Annotated in this window: 20 protein-coding genes; 10 read left to right on the top strand and 10 right to left on the bottom strand. The window is 40.2% G+C overall.

The annotated features are described in order from the left end of the window. Positions 1–421: 421 nt before the first annotated feature. The 4 genes from ASF86_RS16305 to ASF86_RS16290 all read right to left on the bottom strand — a co-directional run bounded on the left by ASF86_RS16305 (position 422) and on the right by ASF86_RS16290 (position 4,391). Positions 422–913, bottom strand: a complete 492-nt coding sequence (locus tag ASF86_RS16305) for a flavin reductase (protein WP_056483724.1) — start codon at positions 911–913, stop codon at positions 422–424. A 187-nt stretch (positions 914–1,100) separates the two neighbouring features. Beyond that, complete coding sequence (locus ASF86_RS16300; protein ID WP_005048816.1) at positions 1,101–2,144, bottom strand: methionine synthase; 1,044 nt, start codon at positions 2,142–2,144, stop codon at positions 1,101–1,103. 21 nt (positions 2,145–2,165) lie between these two features. Then, the gene (locus tag ASF86_RS16295) at positions 2,166–3,152 is read right to left on the bottom strand and encodes a DUF1852 domain-containing protein (RefSeq protein ID WP_005042907.1); all 987 of its coding nucleotides are present in this window, start codon (positions 3,150–3,152) and stop codon (positions 2,166–2,168) included. Positions 3,153–3,518: 366 nt separating this feature from the next. Then, positions 3,519–4,391: a LysR family transcriptional regulator gene (locus tag ASF86_RS16290; protein ID WP_056483721.1), complete on the bottom strand. Its 873-nt coding sequence runs from the start codon at positions 4,389–4,391 to the stop codon at positions 3,519–3,521. A 255-nt stretch (positions 4,392–4,646) separates the two neighbouring features. On the opposite strand from ASF86_RS16290, the gene ASF86_RS16285 reads away from it, so the two are divergent. Then, the gene (locus tag ASF86_RS16285; RefSeq protein ID WP_056483718.1) at positions 4,647–5,255 is read left to right on the top strand and encodes a LysE family translocator; all 609 of its coding nucleotides are present in this window, start codon (positions 4,647–4,649) and stop codon (positions 5,253–5,255) included. Between the two features lie 88 nt (positions 5,256–5,343). Here ASF86_RS16285 and ASF86_RS16280 read toward each other — a convergent pair whose 3' ends face one another. Next, the gene (locus tag ASF86_RS16280) at positions 5,344–6,369 is read right to left on the bottom strand and encodes a fatty acid desaturase (RefSeq protein ID WP_081407749.1); all 1,026 of its coding nucleotides are present in this window, start codon (positions 6,367–6,369) and stop codon (positions 5,344–5,346) included. A 216-nt stretch (positions 6,370–6,585) separates the two neighbouring features. Here ASF86_RS16280 and ASF86_RS16275 point away from each other — a divergent pair, with 216 nt between their 5' ends. Next, complete coding sequence (locus ASF86_RS16275; RefSeq protein ID WP_056483712.1) at positions 6,586–7,593, top strand: AraC family transcriptional regulator; 1,008 nt, start codon at positions 6,586–6,588, stop codon at positions 7,591–7,593. Between the two features lie 61 nt (positions 7,594–7,654). On the opposite strand, the gene ASF86_RS16270 is transcribed toward ASF86_RS16275, so the two are convergent. The 3 genes from ASF86_RS16270 to ASF86_RS16260 are packed head-to-tail and all read right to left on the bottom strand — an operon-like array spanning position 7,655 to position 11,366. Beyond that, positions 7,655–9,028, bottom strand: a complete 1,374-nt coding sequence (locus ASF86_RS16270; RefSeq protein WP_056483709.1) for an amidohydrolase — start codon at positions 9,026–9,028, stop codon at positions 7,655–7,657. Between the two features lie 33 nt (positions 9,029–9,061). Then, entirely contained in the window at positions 9,062–9,949 is an 888-nt protein-coding gene (locus ASF86_RS16265) for a bile acid:sodium symporter family protein (RefSeq protein WP_005042919.1), read from the bottom strand. Positions 9,950–9,980: 31 nt separating this feature from the next. Beyond that, the gene (locus ASF86_RS16260) at positions 9,981–11,366 is read right to left on the bottom strand and encodes a long-chain fatty acid transporter (protein ID WP_056483706.1); all 1,386 of its coding nucleotides are present in this window, start codon (positions 11,364–11,366) and stop codon (positions 9,981–9,983) included. A 298-nt stretch (positions 11,367–11,664) separates the two neighbouring features. On the opposite strand from ASF86_RS16260, the gene ASF86_RS16255 reads away from it, so the two are divergent. From ASF86_RS16255 to tcuB, 6 genes are all read left to right on the top strand, one after another. Then, positions 11,665–12,594 carry a LysR family transcriptional regulator gene (locus ASF86_RS16255; protein WP_004641378.1) on the top strand — a complete coding sequence of 310 codons (930 nt, stop codon included), beginning with the start codon at positions 11,665–11,667 and terminating at the stop codon, positions 12,592–12,594. 278 nt (positions 12,595–12,872) lie between these two features. Then, positions 12,873–14,183, top strand: coding sequence for an MFS transporter (locus tag ASF86_RS16250; RefSeq protein WP_056483703.1), 1,311 nt, complete (start codon positions 12,873–12,875; stop codon positions 14,181–14,183). Between the two features lie 86 nt (positions 14,184–14,269). Then, positions 14,270–15,064 (top strand): substrate-binding domain-containing protein, encoded by a 795-nt coding sequence (locus tag ASF86_RS16245; protein ID WP_056483700.1) that lies wholly within the window; start codon positions 14,270–14,272, stop codon positions 15,062–15,064. 131 nt (positions 15,065–15,195) lie between these two features. Beyond that, positions 15,196–16,125 (top strand): LysR family transcriptional regulator, encoded by a 930-nt coding sequence (locus tag ASF86_RS16240; protein ID WP_056483697.1) that lies wholly within the window; start codon positions 15,196–15,198, stop codon positions 16,123–16,125. A gap of 103 nt (positions 16,126–16,228) precedes the next feature. After that, positions 16,229–17,635: an FAD-dependent tricarballylate dehydrogenase TcuA gene (gene tcuA / locus ASF86_RS16235; protein WP_056483694.1), complete on the top strand. Its 1,407-nt coding sequence runs from the start codon at positions 16,229–16,231 to the stop codon at positions 17,633–17,635. Continuing rightward, a complete protein-coding gene (tcuB, locus tag ASF86_RS16230; RefSeq protein WP_056483691.1) occupies positions 17,625–18,758 on the top strand; it encodes a tricarballylate utilization 4Fe-4S protein TcuB in 1,134 nt (377 codons plus the stop codon). Before tcuA ends, tcuB begins: the two co-directional genes overlap by 11 nt. A 78-nt stretch (positions 18,759–18,836) precedes the next feature. Here the strand turns inward: tcuB and ASF86_RS16225 are convergent, their stop codons facing one another. Continuing rightward, a complete protein-coding gene (locus tag ASF86_RS16225; protein WP_056483688.1) occupies positions 18,837–19,370 on the bottom strand; it encodes an HPP family protein in 534 nt (177 codons plus the stop codon). A gap of 99 nt (positions 19,371–19,469) precedes the next feature. Between ASF86_RS16225 and ASF86_RS16220 the strand changes: the two genes are divergently transcribed. Together ASF86_RS16220 and ASF86_RS16215 are read left to right on the top strand one after the other, a co-directional pair. Further along, positions 19,470–20,018: a TetR/AcrR family transcriptional regulator gene (locus tag ASF86_RS16220; RefSeq protein WP_056483684.1), complete on the top strand. Its 549-nt coding sequence runs from the start codon at positions 19,470–19,472 to the stop codon at positions 20,016–20,018. A 14-nt stretch (positions 20,019–20,032) separates the two neighbouring features. Further along, positions 20,033–20,692, top strand: a complete 660-nt coding sequence (locus ASF86_RS16215) for a VOC family protein (protein WP_056483681.1) — start codon at positions 20,033–20,035, stop codon at positions 20,690–20,692. An 87-nt stretch (positions 20,693–20,779) separates the two neighbouring features. Here ASF86_RS16215 and ASF86_RS16210 read toward each other — a convergent pair whose 3' ends face one another. Beyond that, positions 20,780–22,009, bottom strand: a complete 1,230-nt coding sequence (locus tag ASF86_RS16210; protein ID WP_056483678.1) for a CaiB/BaiF CoA transferase family protein — start codon at positions 22,007–22,009, stop codon at positions 20,780–20,782. Positions 22,010–22,060 lie beyond the last annotated feature (51 nt).

The following is a 22,060-nucleotide window of genomic DNA, read 5'->3' as shown; positions in this document are numbered from 1 at the left end:
TTATGACAAGTATTTAAATTTATTATTATTTTTCATTAGATTAACTTAATTATTATTTTAGATATTATATTTAATTGAATTTTATAAATTTCAAATAATGGTGGTGGGATGAAAGAAAGTTGACAGACTGGCCTCAAGTACCCCAGCACGCACGAAGCGTCATTCTTCCATTCCACCATAATAAAGGAGTTCTATCTAATCACTCTCAAATAATGGTAGTAGGACGAAAGAGAGTTGACAGACTGGACAAGACGAAACCAGTACACACAAGGTGTCTCCCTCTCGTTCTACCATAACGGTAAGCAAGCGAGAATAATTCGGGAGACTAGTTGTGTCAATATTAAAAACTTCATAAGTTATTAAATTTATTATAATTTTTAGATTTATTAAATTATTATTTTAAATTTTATAAAAAGTGGGATTAGACAATCTCCGTCTGCCCCACTTGGTGATAAGCACGATTAAAATAAACCAAGCTTTGGTCATGCTCGCTTTGTTTGATCGCAACAATCGGACAAATAAGAATGGTGTGTGTGCCGACTTGTTGAACTTGCTCAATCTCGCAATCGAAACTTACCAAAGCATCATCTAACACAGGTGAACCTGTTTCTAACTCAATCCATGCGCCATGTTTAAAGCGTTCTTCTGGCGTGAGCTTAGATGAAAATGCTTTTGAAATATGTTCGTGGTGCGCGCCTAAAACATTCACAGTTAAGATTTTGTTATCTAGGAAATGTGCATGTGAACTCGCAGATTGGTTCATACACACCAATAATGTCGGAGGTGTGTCAGTCACACTACAAACAGCAGAGGCAGTAAATCCAAAACGGCCAGACATGCCTGCCGTCGTCACAACACTAACTGCACTTGTGAGTAAAGACATTGCATTTCTAAAGTCTGTTGCTTGAACCATGACATTATTCCTAAATTGAATCGTACCTTGTCCTGAGTGTTTGCTATACCGCCCAACTCCATCAGGAAGGTACTTTATCGACATGCGTTCTGAGTAGAACGACATGTAGTAAGTAAAATGAGGGTTACTTGTTTGATTATCAACTGCCATCAAAAAAGTAACCCTTTATACCACTTATTGGTAAATATTAAGCAGAGAGTTCAAAACCAGTAAGTTCTCTACGAACGATTTCTGCACCTGCACTTAAAGCATTTAACTTGCCACGTGCCACTTCACGTGAAAGAGGCGCCATGCCACAGTTTGTGCAAGGGTAAAGTTTGTCGGCATCTACAAACTGAAGCGCTTTACGAAGTGTGTTAGCTACTTCTTCTGGAGTTTCAATCTGGTTAGATGCGACATCAATCGCGCCAACCATTACTTTTTTACCGCGAATGAGTTCGAGCAAATCGATAGGCACATGTGAGTTGTGACATTCTAACGAGATAATATCGATGTTAGATTTTTGCAGTTTCGGGAAAGCTTCTTCGTACTGGCGCCATTCCGAACCTAATGTCTTTTTCCAGTCAGTGTTGGCTTTAATGCCGTAACCGTAGCAAATGTGGACCGCAGTTTCACATTTTAGACCTTCAATTGCACGCTCTAAAGTCGCAACACCCCAGTCATTTACTTCGTCAAAGAATACGTTAAATGCAGGTTCGTCAAACTGAATGATGTCTACACCAGCAGCTTCTAACTCACGCGCTTCTTGGTTCAAAATTTTAGCAAATTCCCAAGCAAGTTTTTCACGGCTCTTGTAGTGACCATCGTAAAGCGTATCAATCATCGTCATTGGGCCAGGTAATGCCCACTTAATTGGTTGATTGGTTTGCTGACGTAAAAACTTAGCATCTTCAACAAACACAGGCTTTTGACGAGACACAGCACCCACGACAGACGGTACGCTTGCATCGTAACGGTCACGAATACGAACGGTTTCGCGTTTCTCAAAATCTACGCCATTTAAGTGTTCAATAAACGTGGTCACAAAGTGTTGGCGGGTTTGTTCGCCATCGCTCACAATGTCGATGCCAGCAAGTTGTTGTTCGTGCAACGCCAAACGTAAAGCGTCTTTTTTACCTTCAATCAGGCCTTCATTTTCGAGTTTCCAAGGCGACCAAAGCTTTTCAGGTTCTGCAAGCCAAGACGGTTTAGGTAAGCTGCCAGCAGTTGAAGTCGGTAATAATTTTTTCATGATCAATGACCCGTATGTTGATTAATTAGGAGCGTAATTAGCAGACCACTGCTCAAGAATCGCTTGGTATGGTTTGATAAATTGCTCTTCAACAAACTTCCCCTGCTCAATAGCCAAACGGCTACGTTCTTCTCGGTCATACACAATTCGAGTAAGTGAGTAATCTTCGTTCTTCAAACTTGGCTGATAAGATTTTCCAGCAACTGAATTTGCATTGTAAATTTCAGGGCGGTAAATCTTTTGGAACGATTCCATGGTGCTGATGGTGCTGATCAACTCAAGGTTGGTGTAATCACTCAGCAAATCACCAGTAAAATAGAACGCCAAAGGTGCAGCACTGTTTTTCGGCATGAAATAGCGAACTTTTAAGCCCATTTTTTGGAAATATTCATCAGTTAATGAATAGTCTTCTTGCTTGTATTCCACACCCAAAACAGGATGTTCATTTTCAGTGCGGTGATACACTTTAGTTGTTGAAACACTTAAGCAAATCACTGGCGCTTTTTTAAAGTTTGCTCTGTAAGTCTCAGAGTTAATAAAGCTCTTAAACAAGTTACCGTGCAATTCGCCAAATTTCTCTGGTGTACTAAAAGTAGACTGATTTTTATTGTGGTCTAACAAAAGCACACTAAAGTCATAGTCACGTACATAAGACGAGAAGTTATTGCCAACAATGCCTTCAATGCGTTCATTAGTTTTTTTATCAACAATATTGGTTTTCAATATTTCGATTAAAGGAAGCGCACTGTTATGGCTTGCAGCATCAACATTCATTTCAACTGAAATGATTTCAAGTTCAACCGCATAGCGATCGCCTTTAGGGTTGTCCCAATGAGCTAAAGTATTAAAACGATTGTCGATCATCTGTAATGTGTTGCGCAGATTCTCTTGACGGCTCATCCCTCTCGCCAAGTTAGCAAAGTTGGTTGTAATACGCGTATTGTCTGCTGGACGATAGTTTTCATCGAAACAAATACTCTTAATCGTAAATGTAAATTCTTTACTCATTTTGATCAGTACCCTAATTTCTGAGATAAACCTAAAAATATTTCGAGCTCTTTTTAAACTTTCCAGCCTTGTCAGATTTGTGCCTTATGGTCTTATCAAAACTGAATTACTGGAACGCTTCAGAGCGTGAATAGATTTATACCGCAATCACAACATGAATAAAAATGATTTAGTCTCATTCAAAACTGAGTGAAATTCATGTTTAGGGTTTAATAAAGAAGTATGAAGTTAAATATTTTTCATCTTTGGGAATTTTAGACAGCAAAAATTCAATATACGGCGCTCGCAAACCACCTTTACAAACTCAAATATTTATTATTACTTTCAATAATTTAAACAATATAACTTTAGATAAAATGCCTAGACTTAAAGTAATTTATGCTGACTCTCGCTCATCTCTGTTTTTAGCCATTCTAAAAATATAATCTTCCGCGGGTCTTCCTCAAAAGCGCTATGAGAAAGTAAAAAATAGGCTGAACCGTCTTGTACGACTGGTGATTTTTTTTGCAGTAAGTCCCACTCTAGCTCTTTTTCAATCATATAAATTGAGATGACTGTTGCGCCGAGTCCAGCTAAGCAGCCTTCTAAACATAGATAAAAATGTTCAAGTTCAACTTTGGTGTACCCTTTTAAACTCTGCTTTAATTCAACAATGCGGCTAATGCTTTTGAAAAAATTTGGTCTAGAGGTCGAAATGAGTAAGTCGGTTGTTTCCGATGGCTTGGTTGCTTGAACTAGAGCGATATATTCATTGGCAATTTTCTCGCTAAAGATATGCTCGCCCCAATCAAAATCATTTCTGCGAATCGCGATATCAATATTATCTTTTTCAAAGTCGACCGCCCCACCTGCTGTGAGTAACACCACCTCAAAATCATGACCGAGCTTTTTAAATTTTGATAACCGTGGAATGAGCCATTTCATGGAAATAGTCGGTTCACACGACAAGACCAGTTGTTTGTTGTGAGTTTTAGGCTGGCTTAACTGTATTAAACATTCATCGAGTTGACCAAAAACCTGATGGCAACAACTTAATAAAATTTCGCCCTGCTCCGTCATCACAAGTGTTTTGTTTTTTCGATCGAACAAAGTCGTATTTAAAGCTTCTTCTAAGTTATAAATCTGTTTACTGACCGCACTTTGCGTCACAAATAATTTCTTTGCAGCTAAAGTGACGCTGCCATACTTCGCCACAAAATAGAAAAATTTTAACGAATTCAGCGATATTCTTTCGATCATTCCAAAAACTCATAGATGTGTAGTCGTTTTTATCGATTTTTATTTTTAGGTTTCTGTTCAAAATAAAAATCATCTTTATTAAATCCTATTTTAGATGATGAAAAACATATTGAATATCTATATCTATCTTCACAAATGTAAAACCCCAATCTTTCTCACGAAAAGAATAACAGCTTTAAGTAAAACAGTTCTCCTCTCAAATATATTCCAAAAAGTACAGATAAAACCTCTCGTTTTCAGTGAGGGTACAAGATAATGGCAGAGTTCATTGCAGTTATTTTGATTACGATTTTGGCTGTTATTAGCCCCGGCGCTGACTTCGCAATTGTCACGAAAAATAGTTATTTGTACGGTAGAAAAATAGGGGTTTTCACTTCACTCGGTATATCGCTTGGGGTATTGGTGCATGTGACCTATACATTAATTGCTGTTGCGTTTGTGATGACTTATACGCCGCAAATTTTGAATATTGTTAAGTATATTGGCGCGATTTATTTGATCTATATCGGCTATAAAACTTTTACTCAAAAACCAGTTTTAGACACTGCTGCCTTAACTTCTATAGGTGCTTTCCAAGCCATGAAATATGGTTTCTTTACCAATGCCCTCAACCCGAAAACCACGCTATTCGTGATTAGTACCTATACGCAAATTGTGAGTTTAACCACGCCTAAAACGATTCTTTTGGCTTATGGCTTTTTTATGTCATTTGCACATTTTGTATGGTTTTCATTGGTGGCTGTTCTGTTTTCATCCATGCTATTAAGACAAAAAATGTTAGCCAAACAAGTGCAAATTAATAAGGTGATTGGTTCAATTTTATGTGCATTAGGTGTGATTCTTCTTTTTACTCAGTTTCAGTAGAGACACTTCATTTTTAAGAAACTGTAGAGTGTGGACTAAGCCCTATCTGTAGAACTCAGTCCATTCAAGCGAGTTAAGAATCTATTTTTTAAGTATTCGATTCAGATAAATCATTTACATTCCAACGATTCGCTCTTTTAAAGGTTCCGACATCGTTAAATCGAACACCCATATCACGCATGACTTTATGGGCAACAGGCGCAGTCATTTGTCGAATGTAGAATGGTTCTTTCACCACAAAATGATGGATGGCATGCGTCGAACCAAAGTTAAAGCAAAAGAGTTGGAACGGCATCATCCACCACGGTGTTAACACTTGAGTTTGTTGAATCACATTGCCTAATTCAACATCACCGTAGTAATGCATATTGCTTGTCACAAAGTGCAGGCAGAAGGTACGCAGCACATTTGGCGCAATCCATACCACAGTCAGAATATTAATCACATGCATAACATTTAGGGTTGTAGCTGACCACGCAATCGGTGCATTTGCCAAGCTTGCAACCATATCAACTGCATGGAAGCCTAAGAAGATATACCAAAGAGACCAATGAATAATTCCAAGTGGAAAATAAGCTAAGAACGCACGTTTAAAAATAACTTTTCTAACGGTCCAATTACTTGCAGCAATAATGCGCAGTAAAACTGCAAAGCCATTGTCACCGATCGCGACGAGTCGGCGTATGCTCCACTGCTCTCCATTGGTGAGCGCTCTTTCTTCTAAATCAACTTCAGTGCCTGAATTTTTATGGTGATTAAAATGAAGCTCACGGCGTTTCCACGGGTTAATGGTACTTGGACGAGCTAACCACACTAAGCCCATCATTAAATGATGTGCCCATGGTTTTTTTCTAAAATACATCCAGTGAATGAGGTCGTGTTCTAACTCATGGGTAAGAGATGCAAAAAACGCAATAATTGGAATTGCGAACCACGCTGAAAGCTGATGATTGATATAGAGTACGGCCGTAGCAATCATTCCAACGAGGGAAACAAATAGAATCATCGCCCCTATTGCATTTTGATGGTTCAAAATGGGATGGCGCTTGCGTAAAGCCACACCTTCCGCTGTGACCACTTTTTTAATGTGTTCCGTTTTTTCGCTATCACTCATTCCAGCAGGATTTTTATATATGTAGGTCATCCGTTATTCCTCAGTTTTCTCATGTCCCTACTTTATTTATATCTACCTTTGTACGCTTAGCTCGAAACGCCAATCTATTGGCTATGGATGCCAAAATAGTAAGATTCAAAACAAACAAAAGATTTTTTAGTTTTGAATCTTTTATACTGCTCACAGGAATATGAATCACAAGTTATAGGACATAACATGCCACAGACAGCAACGGCACTGGCTAGCTGGGTTAAAGCGATTCAAAAAGCGCTTGAGAAAGCAGGTGTGGATAGTCAACCTTTATTAAAACAAGCAGGTTTAGATGTTAAGGCCCTAAATGATCCAGATGCACGCTATTCATTAAAAAACACAGCAAATTTATGGAAATTAGCCGTTCAAGCGACTCAGGACTCGTGCTTTGGCCTTAAAGTTGCCAGCCAAGTCAACCAAAATACATTTCATGTGTTGGGCCATTCACTCATTACCAGCACAACACTAAAAGAAATGTTTTTAAGAATTATTCGTTACTTTCGTATAGTAACCGACATTCCTGAACTCGAGTTTTATGGCGAGGGAAAAAATCATTATTTCGTTATTCATGTTCCTGACGAAGTTCAACCCGAATCTATCGATGCTTTTATCTCTGTTTTTATTCGTTCAAGTCGCGCGTTACAAGGCTCTGTTTTTTCGCCATTACGCATTGAACTAAGACGCTCGGAACCAGAAGATCTGGAAAACTTTAAAAGCATTTTAAAAGCCCCGATTGTGTTTAATGCGCCCAAAGACATGATTGTATTTGACACAGCCACCATAGAGCAGCCTTTAGATGGTGGGAATCCTAGCCTCACCCAAGAATATGATGAGATTATTAATCGTTATCTCGCTCGGTTTGATAAAGAAAATATATTGGCTCGTGTGAAAGTAAAACTCATTGAAAAATTATCTACAGGTGACTTTCAACAGCAAGACGTTGCAAAAAGTTTAGGCTTAAGTATACGCAGTCTGCAACGCAAGCTTTCGGCAGAAAATACCTCTTATAGCGAGCTACTCGACAATACACGGCACGAACTCGCTTTGTCGTATATTAAAAACTCAAGCCACAATATTACCGAAATTGCCTATATTCTTGGCTTTACCGATGTGAGTAGTTTTACCCGTGCTTTTCGACGCTGGACAGATTTATCACCGCTACACTATCGGGAAAAACATCTGTCTTTATCTTAAATTTTTAGAAATTTTAGATAAAAAAAAGATGCCTCGATGTGCATCTTTTTTTATGAATATCTTATTTTTTATTTAACAGTTCAAGCATAGACACTGTGGTGACTTTAGCTCCGACTGGCAAGGCTTTTAAATCTACAACATAGTTCGGACTGTGCGGAATGTAAGGTGCGGGTTTGCCTTGCTTTACTGCATTTGCAAACACAACCGGATCTGCCACGCCAATGAACATAAAGTTAAACGGAATGTCTTTTTGATCACCTAAGAGATGATGAACATCTTCCGACCCCATAAACGGTGGGAAATTGGTTAAGACTTGTTTATCGCCTAATAATGCTTTTAATGGTCCATTTAGACGCGCAGAGAATTCTTTATCGTTGACTACAGGCATGGTCGAACCTTTGAGCGTTAAAGTAGGCAATTGATCTTGACTCATACCCTGCATTTCAGCCGCGCCTTCACTCATGAGCTTAATGTTATTTAACATCGTTTCGCGTACTTTTGGATCAAACCAACGCATATTCATTTTGACCAACGCGGTTGAAGGGATCACGTTATTCGAATTTCCGGCTTGAATTGAACCAATAGACAATGCCGCAGGTTGCTGGGTGTTAACTGCATTGCCCATAATAGTTTGATATTGAGTAATGGCATTTGCAGCCATGCTAATCGGGTTCTTGGTTAAATATGGGAGTGAACCATGCCCACCAACCCCTTTAAATAAAATATCAAGTTGATCGGTTCCCGCCATGCGTGGTCCCGGTGCATTGATTACCGTTCCAACAGGTGCAGGTGTGGTATGCACTGCAAAGAAATAATCAGGTTTTGGTAAATTATATTTTGTCCATAAACCATCAGATACCATAGCTTTAGCACCCGTTACAGGCTCTTCAGCAGGTTGTGCGACTAAAATAATGGTTCCGCTCCATTCCTTTTTTAGAGCTACCATGGTTTTTGCCATACTCAGCATCCATGTCACATGCGCATCATGACCACACATATGTGCAACAGGTGTTTCGGTTCCATCATCAAGTTTTACCCGCACTTTACTTGCATAAGGTAAACCAGTCGCTTCTTGAACCGTATTGGCATCCATGTCGGCACGGTACATGACCGTTGGTCCCGCCCCATTTTTTAAAATCCCGACCACGCCTGTTTTTGCTATTCCGGTTTTAACATCAAACCCTAATGACTTAAGCTCTTTGGCAACAATGGCAGAAGTGCGGGTTTCCATAAATCCCAATTCTGGGTGCTCATGAATATCTTTATAAACCTTACTTAACCATTCTGTTTGGCCGTCAATAATGGTTATCGCTTTTTGTGAGACGGTAGGTAAATTAGATGAGTTTACTTCCGCAGGTTGAGCATTCAACGTACTGCTCAATAGCACACAAGCTGACAAACCTAAAAAACGATAGAGTTGAACTTTATTTACCATGCTTTAAGCTCCTTCTTTGAATAATGTTCATATCTAATTAATAAGTACTTTTCTTTTAACTAATTCTTTCTTTTCTAATCGATTCAATAATGTACCAAATAGAGTTGCCATTACATACATTAAGATTGAATACACGGCTGCCGGCATAGCTGCGTCTGAACTCGCCATAACAGTTAAAGCAATCGTTAACGCCAAGGTACTGTTATGAATTCCTATTTCAAAAGCACAGGCTTTGGCTTGAAAGCTATTAATACCAAATAAACGAGGCACCAAATATCCAATCGCAAGACTACAAATACAGAAAAGTAAGGTGGCCCCACCCACTAGCCCAATGTAATTGAGAAGTTTTTGGTAATCCTTGGCAATCGCAAGTGAAACAATAAAAAGTAGAAATATGATCGCGAAAACACGAACAGGTTTATTTAGCTTCTCTGCTAAATGAGGCGAAAAATGTCTGATCAACATCCCAATCACGACGGGAACTAAAATAATCACGAATACCTGAATGATTTTAGAAAACTGTAGCCCTACATTTTGTTCACTCGCGACAAAATGTTGTAAGGCAAAGTTAACAATCAATGGCAAGGTAAAAGCGGCAATCACCGAGTTGATGGCAGTTAAAGTAATGTTGAGGGCAATATCACCTTTATATAAATAGCTATATAAATTTGCAGTTGGACCACCTGGCGAAGCGGCGAGTAATATCAGTCCCACCGCAATCATTGGAGGTAAAACAAAGACCTTACAAATGAGAAAAGCGATACTCACCAGAACGATTAGCTGGCAAAACAGTGCGACAAACACTGCCTTAGGATGCTGACGAACACGTTTAAAATCATTGAGGGTTAATTCGAGTCCCATGCCGGCCATAATAATGGCCAAAGCTATGGGTAAGAATACGGTAATTACCAATGAGTCCATTCGTTTCTTCCTTTTTAATTTTTTGTATTATTTAGAATTTATAACCAATCTTGAGTCCATACCCAATCGAGTGGTTGTCCTTAAACTCACCCACGTAATAGTCACTACCCGCCTGTGCGCCAAGTTGACCTTTTGCATCGCCTAACCAGTAATATTTCACACCACCAGAAATAAAGTATTGCGATGTTGGACTGTATTGGGCTCCCACTCCTAAGTTGTAATATCCCTTGGTTGGGCCACCCGTTGAGACTTTATCACCTGCACCAGAGTCCCAACCCACTGACACAGAGCCTAACCATTTAGGTGAAAAACGTTGCCCTACTCCCAAATTTAAAGTCCATTGGTCATCGTCATAACGAACCAAATTAAATCCTTCTGGACGGCTCGGTGTTGATAACACCCCGACAACTTTTGAAATTTCACCAAAACGGTAAGGTTGTAGCGCCAAATCACTCCAATTTACCCAACGCAAGCTACCGAACAATAAAGTTCCCTGACGTAAACCCGTTTGAAACTCCAAATTCACTGAGTCTGGAGATTTAAATTTGGTTGTGCCAGACCCTTCGCCATTAGGTAACTCTGAAATAATGTGATTTAAATAGTTTTTCTTTTGCTCGGTCATCTGCCCAATAGAAATCATATAGTCGAGATGTTGGCTAACTAAATCGCGTCCTTGCTGAGTCGTTAACATATCAATTAACGGCGCATTTTCGGTTGCGTTTACTTTGTGGGTAATAGCAGAACGATAGGTAAGCGAAACTTTAACGGCCTTTTCAGGAATTTGATAAGCCAGTCCAGCTAACCAACCCCAATCGCCCACAGTTTTAGTTTGAAAGTCATAGCCATTATAAAGACTAAATACATTGCCTCTTAAATTGACCTGACTTTTGAAGGTTTGATAAACCGGTCCTGCAAAAATATTCCAGTTTTTATTAGGCTGATATCCTGCAATGAAGCTGAAACTTTGAATATCAAATTCTGATTTAGCATTCCCTGTGGGAACTTGACCAGAAGTAGCATTTGCAAGGCTTGTAGTCGTAATACCGGGAAGCATAACTGTGTCTTTCGGCGTTGCGACAAAGCCATTTACACCAGAATATTCGGTGTCAGCCCCAAAAGGCTGATCGTAAAGCAATCCGAATGAATACTGCGGTGCAAGCTGAAATTTTAAAGCTGCAGTCGGCCGATAATCTGTATTGGCAATGTCGGAAATTGACTGATGTGAAGGGTTAGTACCAGATTCCACTCCTTTTAAATCAGTATCTGTCACACCTAAACTGGCTTCAAAGTAATTTCCCGGTTGTAAAAATGCTGATACGGATTGGCCTGTTTTATCAAATGCAGCAGCATGTAATGCACTTGTACAAATTGAAGCGATTCCCAATACTAATGTTCTATTTCTTACGACAAAAATCATGGATCCATCCTGGATTTTTTTATTTTGATTGTTCACTTTATTTAGATTTTGAGTGGTGTGCTTAGCCCCAAACGCCAATTCGTTGACTGTGGATGCCATATTTAAAAATTATAAGATTGTCTCTCTGAAATGAGATAAGTTCATTTGAACTCAAGATTAAAGACGACAAAGATTTAAAACTTTCAGATAATTTTTTAAGAAACTTTTGTATTTATTGCTGTTAATATTAAAGCGCATGATAGATTTCCCAATCCTTCATATCTCTATAAATCAAGGATGATGAGCGAATACATTTATTATGGAAATCAAGCAAATAAAATATTTTTTGACGGTGGTTGAAGCAGGCAGTATTGGTAAAGCTGCTCAAAAACTCGATGTGGGTGCGTCAGCAATAAGTCAACAAATTAGCAAGCTAGAGCAAGAGCTAAGCATTCGCCTATTACAGCGTAATGCTTTTGGTGTGACCCCAACTCCGGCAGGCCTCGCCTTTTTAAAACATTCTCAACTGATTTTACGTCAGATTAACTTTGCGGTAGATGCTGCCCATTCGGCAAGGCTTTCAGGCCATGTGAGTCTTGGCTTTCCACCTACCATTACCGCTTTAATTGGCATCCCTTTAATGAAATTAATGTCTGAACGCTATCCAGACATTCGCCTAGAAATTGTGGAAACATTGTCAGGTAACCTGATTCAGTCGATTAATTCACGTCAGCTTGATATTGCCATTATTTTTACCAATGAAATTGACAAGCAATGGTCCATACAACCGCTGGTACGCGAGCAAATGTATTTAATGGCACGAAAAGAAGTGCTCGAAAAATACGGTCTTGCTGAGTGCATCAAAAGCGGCATTATTCGGTCTCAACAAATTGGTGATATTCCTTTAGTGTTGCCACGGCAGCGTCATAGCTTAAGAAAACTGCTTGAGCACAAGATTGGACAACTCAATGTCGTCTATGAAATTGATGGCTTGCACTTGCTGATGGATAGCCTGATTCACCTCGACCTTGCCAGCGTCCGCCCCGGAAGTGCTTGTCTGCAAGAGTACAAACACAAGCTTCAACTACTAAAATTGATCGATCCTGAAGTTGAGCGAATCAATTACTTAGTCAGCCTTGCCGAAGAAGAATTATCACCTGCTGCACTCGCTGCAAAATCGGCAATTAAAGCCTGTGTGAAAGAGTTGATTCAAAACCAAATTTGGCCATGTTCTGAAATTATTTTATAAAGGGTCATTAATTTTATTAAATACCTAATTAATTTTGCCCTCTCACTCCCTCCTGCTGTTTGAGATTACATTTTCATCTGAATGATAAGTGAATTTCTGTTTATCGAATTATAGATGTGTAGTTTGAACTGGAAACAAGGCATCACATTTTCTACAAAGGACACCTTTAAATCTCATCTCTAACCCATTTGCTATTTAGGTTTATTGAATGAGTCGATTTAAGGCCCTCTCTTGAAGATCGTGAATGTTTCCATTTTGTCAGGCCAAGGAGGTCTCCAATGGATGTCGTGAATAACCGTAGGGCTACTTTTAAAAAAATATTAAATGTAACGAGTGGCAACTTTTTAGAACAGTACGATTTTTTTCTTTTTGGTTTCTATGCCACTTATATCGCAGCAAAATTTTTCCACTCTGAAAATGAATATGTCTCTTTAATGATGACATTTACCGTGTTTGCTGCGGGCTTTCTTATGCGTCCTCTCGGCGCTATTTTCTTGGGTGCTTATGTCGACAGAGTTGGACGACGTAAAGGTCTTATTGTTACCTTGAGCCTTATGGCAATCGGAACCATCTTAATTACCTTTGTACCGGGTTATGAAACCATTGGTATTATTGCGCCAATTTTGGTGGTGATTGGACGTCTATTACAAGGCTTCTCGGCAGGTGTTGAATCTGGCGGTGTATCGATTTATCTAGCTGAAATTGCAACAGATAAAAACCGTGGATTTATTACAAGCTGGCAGTCTGGCAGCCAACAAATTGCGGTTGTGTTTGCAGCATTACTTGGCTACTGGCTCAACACCATTTTAACTCATGCTCAAGTGGGTGAGTGGGGCTGGCGTATTCCGTTCTTAATTGGTTGTTTGATTATTCCTTTAATCTTCTTGTTCCGCCGTACTTTAGAGGAAACTGAAGACTTTAAAGCACAAAAAACTCATCCATCGACCAAAGAAATTTTCAGCACGCTTGCAAGCAACTGGCGCATCGTACTTGCGGGCATGATGATGAGTGCGATGACCACAACTACTTTCTATTTCATTACCGTTTACACCACAGTGTATGCAAAACGTACTTTAGAAATGTCGGTAACAGATAGCCTTTTAGCGACTGTGTTTGTTGGTTTGTCGAATTTCTTCTGGTTGCCAATGGGTGGCTTACTTTCAGACAAAATTGGTCGTCGTCCTGTTTTAGTCGGCATTACGACACTTGCCATCTTTACAACTTATCCAGTTTTAAGCTGGTTGGTGAGTGATATTAGTTTCACCAATCTGATTATTACGCTTGCTTACTTCTCATTCTTCTTTGGTCTGTACAACGGCACCATGGTAGCAACCCTCGCCGAAGTGATGCCAAAGCGTGTACGTACAGTCGGCTTCTCTTTAGCTTTTAGTCTTGCAGCAGCTATTTTTGGTGGCATGACTCCAATTGCATGTACATATCTAGTTGAACACACAGGTAACGCAAGTACACCAGCATTCTGGCTGATGTTAGCAGCGGTATGTAGCCTGATCTCAAGCTTATATCTATGCCGTGGTTCCAAGCAGAAAAATTCTGAAGCAATTGCTGAACCTGTGAAGGTTAGCGCTTAAAACAACTACTTAACCTGAAATTTTAATGAACAGTACGGCGCATGTTGCAGCCGTACTGTGCTCTCCTATCATTAAAGCGAGATACTATGAAAAAGTCCCCTATCTTCATGACCATTTGCTTAGCTGGTGCAGGTTTAGGCTCAACGCTTGCTAACGCAGATACACTCGAAGTGATTAGCTCAGGCGGTTTCTATTCATCTATGGAAAAACTCATTCCAATATTTGAAAAGCAAACTGGTCATACGGTTCACCTTTCGTCTGGTTCATCAATGGGCGCGTCGCCAACCGCAATTCCAAATCGACTCGATCGTGGTGAACATTTTGATGTGATGGTGTTGGCTGCTCCTGAACTGAACAAGCTTGCAGAAAAAGGTTATGTAGACCCAAGTTCACAAAGTGCTTTAGTCAATTCAAGCATTGGCATGGCTGTGCCTAAGGGTGCACCAAAACCAGATATTAGCTCTGCGGCAAAATTCGAAAAAGTTTTATTAAATGCTAAGCACATAGGCTATTCAGCAAGTGCGAGCGGTACGCATCTTGAAAAAGATGTTTTTCCAAGCTTCCCACCTGTCGAATACAAAGTGATTTCTAGTAAAGCAGAAAAAGTGGTCGGTGACCGCGTTGCAAAACGTATTGCTGAAGGTCAGTTTGATATTGGTTTCCAGCAAATTAGTGAAATCAAACCTTTTACAGGCCAATATGGTCAAGTTGATTTAGTCGGTCCAATTCCTGCGCCTTATCAAAAAGTCACTGTATTTGCAGCAGGCATCGGTAAAAACTCTGAACATGAAAAAGTCGCAAAAGAACTCATCAAATTTGTGAAGTCACCACAAGCAACACAAATTATTGAAGAACAGGGTCTTGAGCAGGTTAAACAATAAAAGCTCTAAAAGGCAACATCTTGAGGTGATGTTGCCTTTACTCTGTTGGTGGTTTACTCAGCGTAATAGAACAAAATGAATAGCGATAAACCAGTGTAGAATAACCAATAAAGGACAATGTAGTATTTGCCGTGGAACTCAAACAATTAAAGTATTTTATTGCGGTGATCGAGTCAGGAAGCTTGGGTAAAGCTGCAAAAAATCTCGATATTGGAACTTCTGCATTAAGTCAGCAAATCTCAAAATTAGAAAGCGAGCTTTCGATTCGCCTGTTACAACGCACCGCTTTGGGAACGGTTCCCACCCCTGCGGGTTTGGCTTTTTTTCAACAGGTTCAACTGGCGCTTAGACACTTAGACCATGCCGTAGACTCTGCACATTCTTCACGCTTAAGTGGTCATGTCACCGTCGGTTTTTCACCGAGTGTCGCGTCGGTTATAGGCACGCACTTTTTAAAACTCATGAGAAACCGTTATCCCGACATTAAAGTCCGTTTAATTGAAGGCTTATCGGGTGATCTCAAAGCCTTGGTTAATGCAAGACAGCTCGATGTTGCAATCATCTTTAGTGACGATGTCGACCCACAGTGGGCCATACAACCTTTAGTCAAAGAACAGATGTTTTTAATCTCGCCAAAAGAAGTGCTGAGCCAGTACCACCTTGAGAGCTGTATCGACACTCAAACCATTACCCATCCACAACTAAAAGAACTTCCACTGATTTTACCGAGCCAACGGCATGGGCTGCGTTTGTTGCTCGAACAAAAAATTCATCAGCTTAAAGTGGCCTATGAAATTGATGGGCTACATTTGCTAATGGAAAGCATTAGCCAACTTGAAATGGCAACCATCCAACCTGCGGGTGCAGCATTAAACTCTCGGCAAGACTTATGTTTACTGCGCGTTCTAGAACCTGCAATTGAACGTATTAACTATTTAATTAGTTTATCTGAAGAAGAAATCTCACCTGCCACCTTAGCCACTAAAGTGGTGATTCGTGCCTGTGTGACCAACCTGATTAATGAAAAACGTTGGCCGGGTGCGGAGATAATAAACACTTAAGCCATTAGTGTTTATTTTTACTAAACACCCATTCAAACTCAGCCTCTCACTCCATCCTCTCTTTTAAAGCTACATTAGCCCTAGCTGAGAAAGGGAGAAATCCATGCATGATGTGATTGTAATTGGTGGTGGGAATGCCGCACTGTGTGCTGCGCTCACAGCAAAGGAAAATGGCGCTTCTGTGCTGGTGCTAGAAGCAGCACCTAAAGAATGGCGTGGTGGTAACTCACAACACACCCGTAACCTTCGCTGCATGCATGATGCTCCTCAAGATGTATTGGTGGATGCCTACCCCGAAGAAGAATATTGGCAAGACCTACTTAAAGTCACTGCCGGAAAAACCAATGAGCACTTAGCTCGTCTCGTCATTCGTAGCACGGCGACCTGTCGTGACTGGATGCGTAAACATGGCGTGAATTTTCAGCCACCACTATCGGGTGCTTTGCATGTTGCACGTACCAATGCCTTTTTTATGGGTGGCGGTAAAGCCCTCATTAATGCGTATTACCGTAGTGCTCAAGAACTTGGCATCGAAATTTTATACAACACAAAAATTAGAGATCTAAAGTTAAACCAAGGACATTTTGAAGCCGCAATTGCTGAAGATGGTCGTGTGTTTAAAGCAAAAAGCTGTGTATTAGCCGCAGGTGGTTTTGAGTCAAATCTAGAATGGTTAAGAGAAGCATGGGGACAAAATGAAAACGGCGAATGGCCTGCCGATAATTTCATTATTCGTGGAACCCGCTTTAATCAGGGTAACTTACTCAAATTTATGATAGATCAAGGTGCCGATATTATTGGTGACCCATCTCAATCCCACTGCGTGGCCGTAGATGCACGAGCACCGTTATATGACGGCGGCATCTGCACCCGTATTGACTGTGTTTCATTGGGTATTGTGGTCAATAATAAAGCCGAGCGTTTTTACGATGAAGGCGAAGACTTCTGGCCAAAACGTTATGCGATTTGGGGCCGTCTTGTTGCCAAACAGCCACAGCAAATTGCCTATTCCATTATTGACTCAAAAGCCATTGGTCGCTTTATGCCACCTGTGTTTGCGGGTGTAAAAGCAAATAGCATTCAAGAACTGGCTGAAAAAATCGGGCTAGATGCAAAAACCTTATGCCACACCGTAGAAGAATTTAACCAATCTTGCGTGCAAGGTACCTTTAACCATACGGTTTTAGATGACTGCACCACCAAAAATATTGTTCCCAACAAAACCCATTGGGCCGTTCCGCTCGATCAACCACCCTTCTATGCCTATGCGCTTAAACCCGGCATTACCTTTACCTATTTAGGTTTAAAAGTCGAAGACGATGCTGCTGTGCGTTTTAACAATAAAGCCAGCCGCAACCTGTTTGTCGCAGGTGAAATGATGGCAGGTAATGTACTCGGTCAGGGTTATACCGCAGGAGTCGGCATGTCGATTGGAACGACCTTTGGACGCATTGCCGGAAAAAATGCAGCCCACTATGCACTTTCACAAGGAGTTGAACATGAATGCTAGTACTAAAGCCCTAATTCCAGTTGTTCAGCTCTCTGACCATGAGCAGGAAGTTCAAAGAGCGCTACAGATTTGTAATGCTTGTCGCTACTGCGAGTCATTTTGTGCTGTATTTGCGGCGATGACTAAGCGCCTTGAGTTTAACCAAGCCGATATTCATTACCTCGCAAACCTGTGCCATAACTGTGGTGCATGTTTACATGCTTGCCAATACGCTCCACCACATGAGTTTGGTGTAAATATTCCACAAGCGATGGCACAAGTACGTTTAGAAACTTATCAAGAGTTTGCGACCCCTCAGCCTTTAGGCCGACTTTATAAGTCTGTCGGGATTCCTTTTGTCTCGGCATTAACACTTATTTTCTTTTTATGTATGTTAGCTGTGGTGTGGTACAAAGGCACTGACCTGTTTGCAGGCTACCAAGGTAATTTCTATGCGATTTTCCCGCATAACTTTTTAGCTCTACTTTTTGGAGCGACCTTTACAGTTGCGATTGTTCTGCTCGGCATTGGAATTAGTAAGTTCTGGCGACAAACATCTAAAGTCATTCATGGCAAAGTTGAAAAACCTGATCTTGTTCAAGCCACTCAAAATGTATTAACGCTTAAATATTTAGATGGTGGGCATGGCAAAGGCTGTAATGAGCAAGATGACCGTTATACCCAAATCCGCCGCGTGTTCCATCACCTTACTTTTTATGGCTTTATGCTCTGCTTTGCAGCCACAGGTGTAGCGACTTTATATCACTATTTCCTTAACCTACATGCGCCTTACCCTATTTTTAGCTTACCTGTGATTTTGGGTACTTTGGGTGGACTTGGCCTAGTGGTTGGGCCATCTGGCTTGCTGTATTTAAACCTTAAACGCCATCCATTACATGGTGACCGCGAGCAAAAACCTGTAGATCGAGGCTTTATCTTCCTTCTACTTATCGTTAGCGCTTCAGGGTTAGCACTCATGGCATTTCGCAATACCCCTTACATGGCACTTTTACTGATTTTCCATTTAGCCACGGTCATGACGTTCTTTATTACCATGCCATTTGGAAAGTTCGCACATGGTTTTTACCGCAGTGCTTCTTTACTCAAATTTGCCATCGAAGATCGTATTTCGAAGAAGTCATAATTTCACTCAAAAGTATTCACTATCTTGGCATAGTGAATACTTTTATTATTTTTCAGCTCAAAACACTTCATGCCTTCCCTACTTTTTACTATTTAAAATTCCCAAGCCATACATCGGCCACTTGGTGCTCGCTTTAATATTATTAATCAGCATCGCCACCAGAACTAAAGACACTGCACCGACCAAAACAGGGAAAATCAAGAAACTCCACTGGTAATGTATGCTGCTCGCGGTAAGCAAAATAACCAAAGGATTGGCCCCAGCAGGTGGATGAATACACTTAAAAACTTGCATGAGTGCAATGGCACAGCCCACTGAAAAAGCAATTGTAAAAATAGAAACTCCGACAAATTTTAGGAAAAACAAACCTACAAAAGCCGAGATAAGATGCCCAAATATAATATTTCTGGGCTGTGCCAAAGGTGATTGGGACACGGTATAGAGTAATACACAGGTCGCACCAAACGGAGCCATGATAAAGATATTGTGTGTGAGCTTACTCAACCACAAAAGTATAAAGATGCTCAATGTTCCACCAATAAGGCTTCGTAAAATATCAATTTTATTGGGCGATGGAGCCAGTTTTTCTTTGCCATAAAAGATCGAGAACATGGGTTGTATTCCTCAAACAAAAATTTGCTTTTTAAAAAGCATATAGATAAAATTCCAAATAGTACAGATCTGTACTATTTTATTTTTTGGAAAAGTTTTATGTCAAAATCTGCCTTAAAAATATTAGATACAGCCGAGAAGTTATTTAATGAAAATAGTTTTGTCGGGGTTGGTGTCGACCTGATTCGCGATGAATCCGGTTGTTCCAAAACCACCATGTACACGTACTATAAAAATAAAAATCAACTGGTTCAGTCTGTACTGATTGCCCGTGATGAACGGTTTAAGCAAAGTCTTTTAGGCTATGTGGGAGATGCAACGGGGTTAGAGGCCATCAATAAAATTCTTGATTGGCATACCAATTGGTTTAGGCAAGATTTTTTTAAAGGCTGTTTATTTGTAAGAGCGGTCGCTGAATCTAACCAAGATGATCAAGACATTATTTCTATTTCTAAAGCCCATAAACAATGGATTAAAGTACTGATTGCGAAAAACTGCAATATACCCAATGGTGAAGCCTTATCTGAGCTGATCTATACGGTGATTGAAGGCTTAATTAGCCGCTTTTTAGTCGATGGTTTCGATGAAACACTTGCGATAAACATGAAAAATTCTATTAATCAATTATTTAATATTCATCAAAATTAACATGAGAACTTAAAATGGAAGTGGACCATATTTTTATTTGTGTACAATCAGGCGCTCCCGAAGCTGAAACTTTAAAGAAATTTGGTCTAACAGAAGGTTCACCCAATAAGCACCCGGGTCAAGGTACTGAAAACATACGCTTTTTCTTTAAAAATAGCTTTATCGAATTAATCTTTTTAAATAATCCAGAAGAAGCCTCAAGTGATCTCACAAAACCCACTCTGCTTTTTGAACGACTCAGTGCTCAAGATAATATCGCGTCCCCTTTTGGTATTTGTTTTCGCCCTAAAAATAAAGATGATAACGGTGCAAAATTTCCTCATTGGGTTTACAAGCCAAGCTATTTACCAGCCAACTTAGAAGTGAACGTTGCCAAAGATTCTGTTGTGTCTGAACCCATGTGGTTCTTCCTTTCATTTGCTTCACGACCAGACCTTGCTGCAAAAGAAAAACAACAACCACTTGTGCATAGCAAAGATTTATCAGAAATCACCGCAATTAAGGTTTCTATTCCAAACCTTGAACAGCACCCTACTTCGTTACTGTTCAATACGCTTGATAGTTTTGAAGTGACTGATGGATTAGAGCATTTAATGGAAATTAGTTTTGATCATGAGCCTCAAGGAATGGTTCATGATTTCAGACCAGAGCTGCCGCTTATTTTTAAATATTAAAACTCTTATTTTTTTAATAATAAAACTGTGATTTATTGCAAATCACAGTTTCTATTTAAATTAAATCACATTAAAAGCAGCAATCAATTAAGCAATTTTTCCATCAATAATACCTTTCTCTTTTAACGTAGCCAGCTCCTCTGCTGTTTTAAATCTCGATAAGATTTGAGCAGTATGTTCACCCAACTCTGGCGGTGCATGATGATATTCAACCGGAGTATCAGACAACTTGATTGGTGAACCAATGGTTTGGAAGTTTTCATTTAAACGATGAGGAATATTCACCACCAAATTGCGGTGTACAATTTGTGGTTCAGCCAAAGCATCTTCAATAGAGTTGATAACACCTACGGGTACTTTAAGCGCATGAATCATCTCGACCCATTCTTTGGCAGTTTTCTGCAAAAAGTGCTTCGACAATAAAGGAATCAGTTCATTTCGATACTTTACGCGGTCTTGATTACGCACAAACTTTTCATTTTCGAGCAGCTCTGGGTAACCAATCGCAATACACAAATCTTTAAACTGCTTGTCGTTACCACACGCAATAATAAATTCTTTATCTTTGGCCTTAAAAGTTTGATACGGCACAATACTTGGATGTTGATTGCCCATACGCTGCGGTGCTTTACCCGAAGCTAAATAATTCATTCCCTGATTTGCCAATGCTGCGACCTGCACATCAAGTAGTGACATATCAATATATTGACCACGCCCTGTGTGCGAACGTGCAATCAAGGCCGCTTGAATGGCAATGGTTGAATACAAACCAGTTTGAATATCTACAACAGCCACGCCAACCTTTTGTGCACCACCGCCTGCCACATCATCAGGCTCACCGGTAATGCTCATTAAGCCTGACATACCCTGAATAATAAAGTCATAACCGGGTTCTTCCGCACGCGGACCATCTTGTCCAAAACCAGTAATCGAGCAATACACAATGTTCGGGTTCAGCTCACTTAACGAAGCATAGTCCAAACCATATTTAGCCAAAGACCCTGTCTTGTAGTTTTCAATTACAACATCGGCAGTCTTAGCAATTTCATAAATTAAAGCCTGACCTTCGGGTGTAGTAATGTCCACAGCAACAGAATATTTATTGCGGTTGGTACACTGAAAATAGCCAGATTCACGTGTCATGTATCCATCTTGATCGGGCATCCATGGCGGTCCCCACATGCGGGTGTCATCACCGACTCGAGGACGTTCAATTTTAATCACTTCTGCGCCAAGGTCTGCCAAGATTTGTCCACACCACGGTCCCGCAAGCACACGACTTAAATCTAAAACCCGAATTCCTTGTAATGCACCCATAACGATACCCTTATCTTTTTAGAAGGTACTCAACGCACCTTCTTGTCATTG

Origin of the sequence: Acinetobacter sp. Leaf130, assembly GCF_001423205.1 — a bacterium.
Taxonomy (GTDB): Bacteria; Pseudomonadota; Gammaproteobacteria; order Pseudomonadales; family Moraxellaceae; genus Acinetobacter; species Acinetobacter calcoaceticus.
The sequence above is the reverse complement of the archived record's forward strand: the minus strand, read 5'-3'. Positions and strand labels throughout refer to the sequence as shown.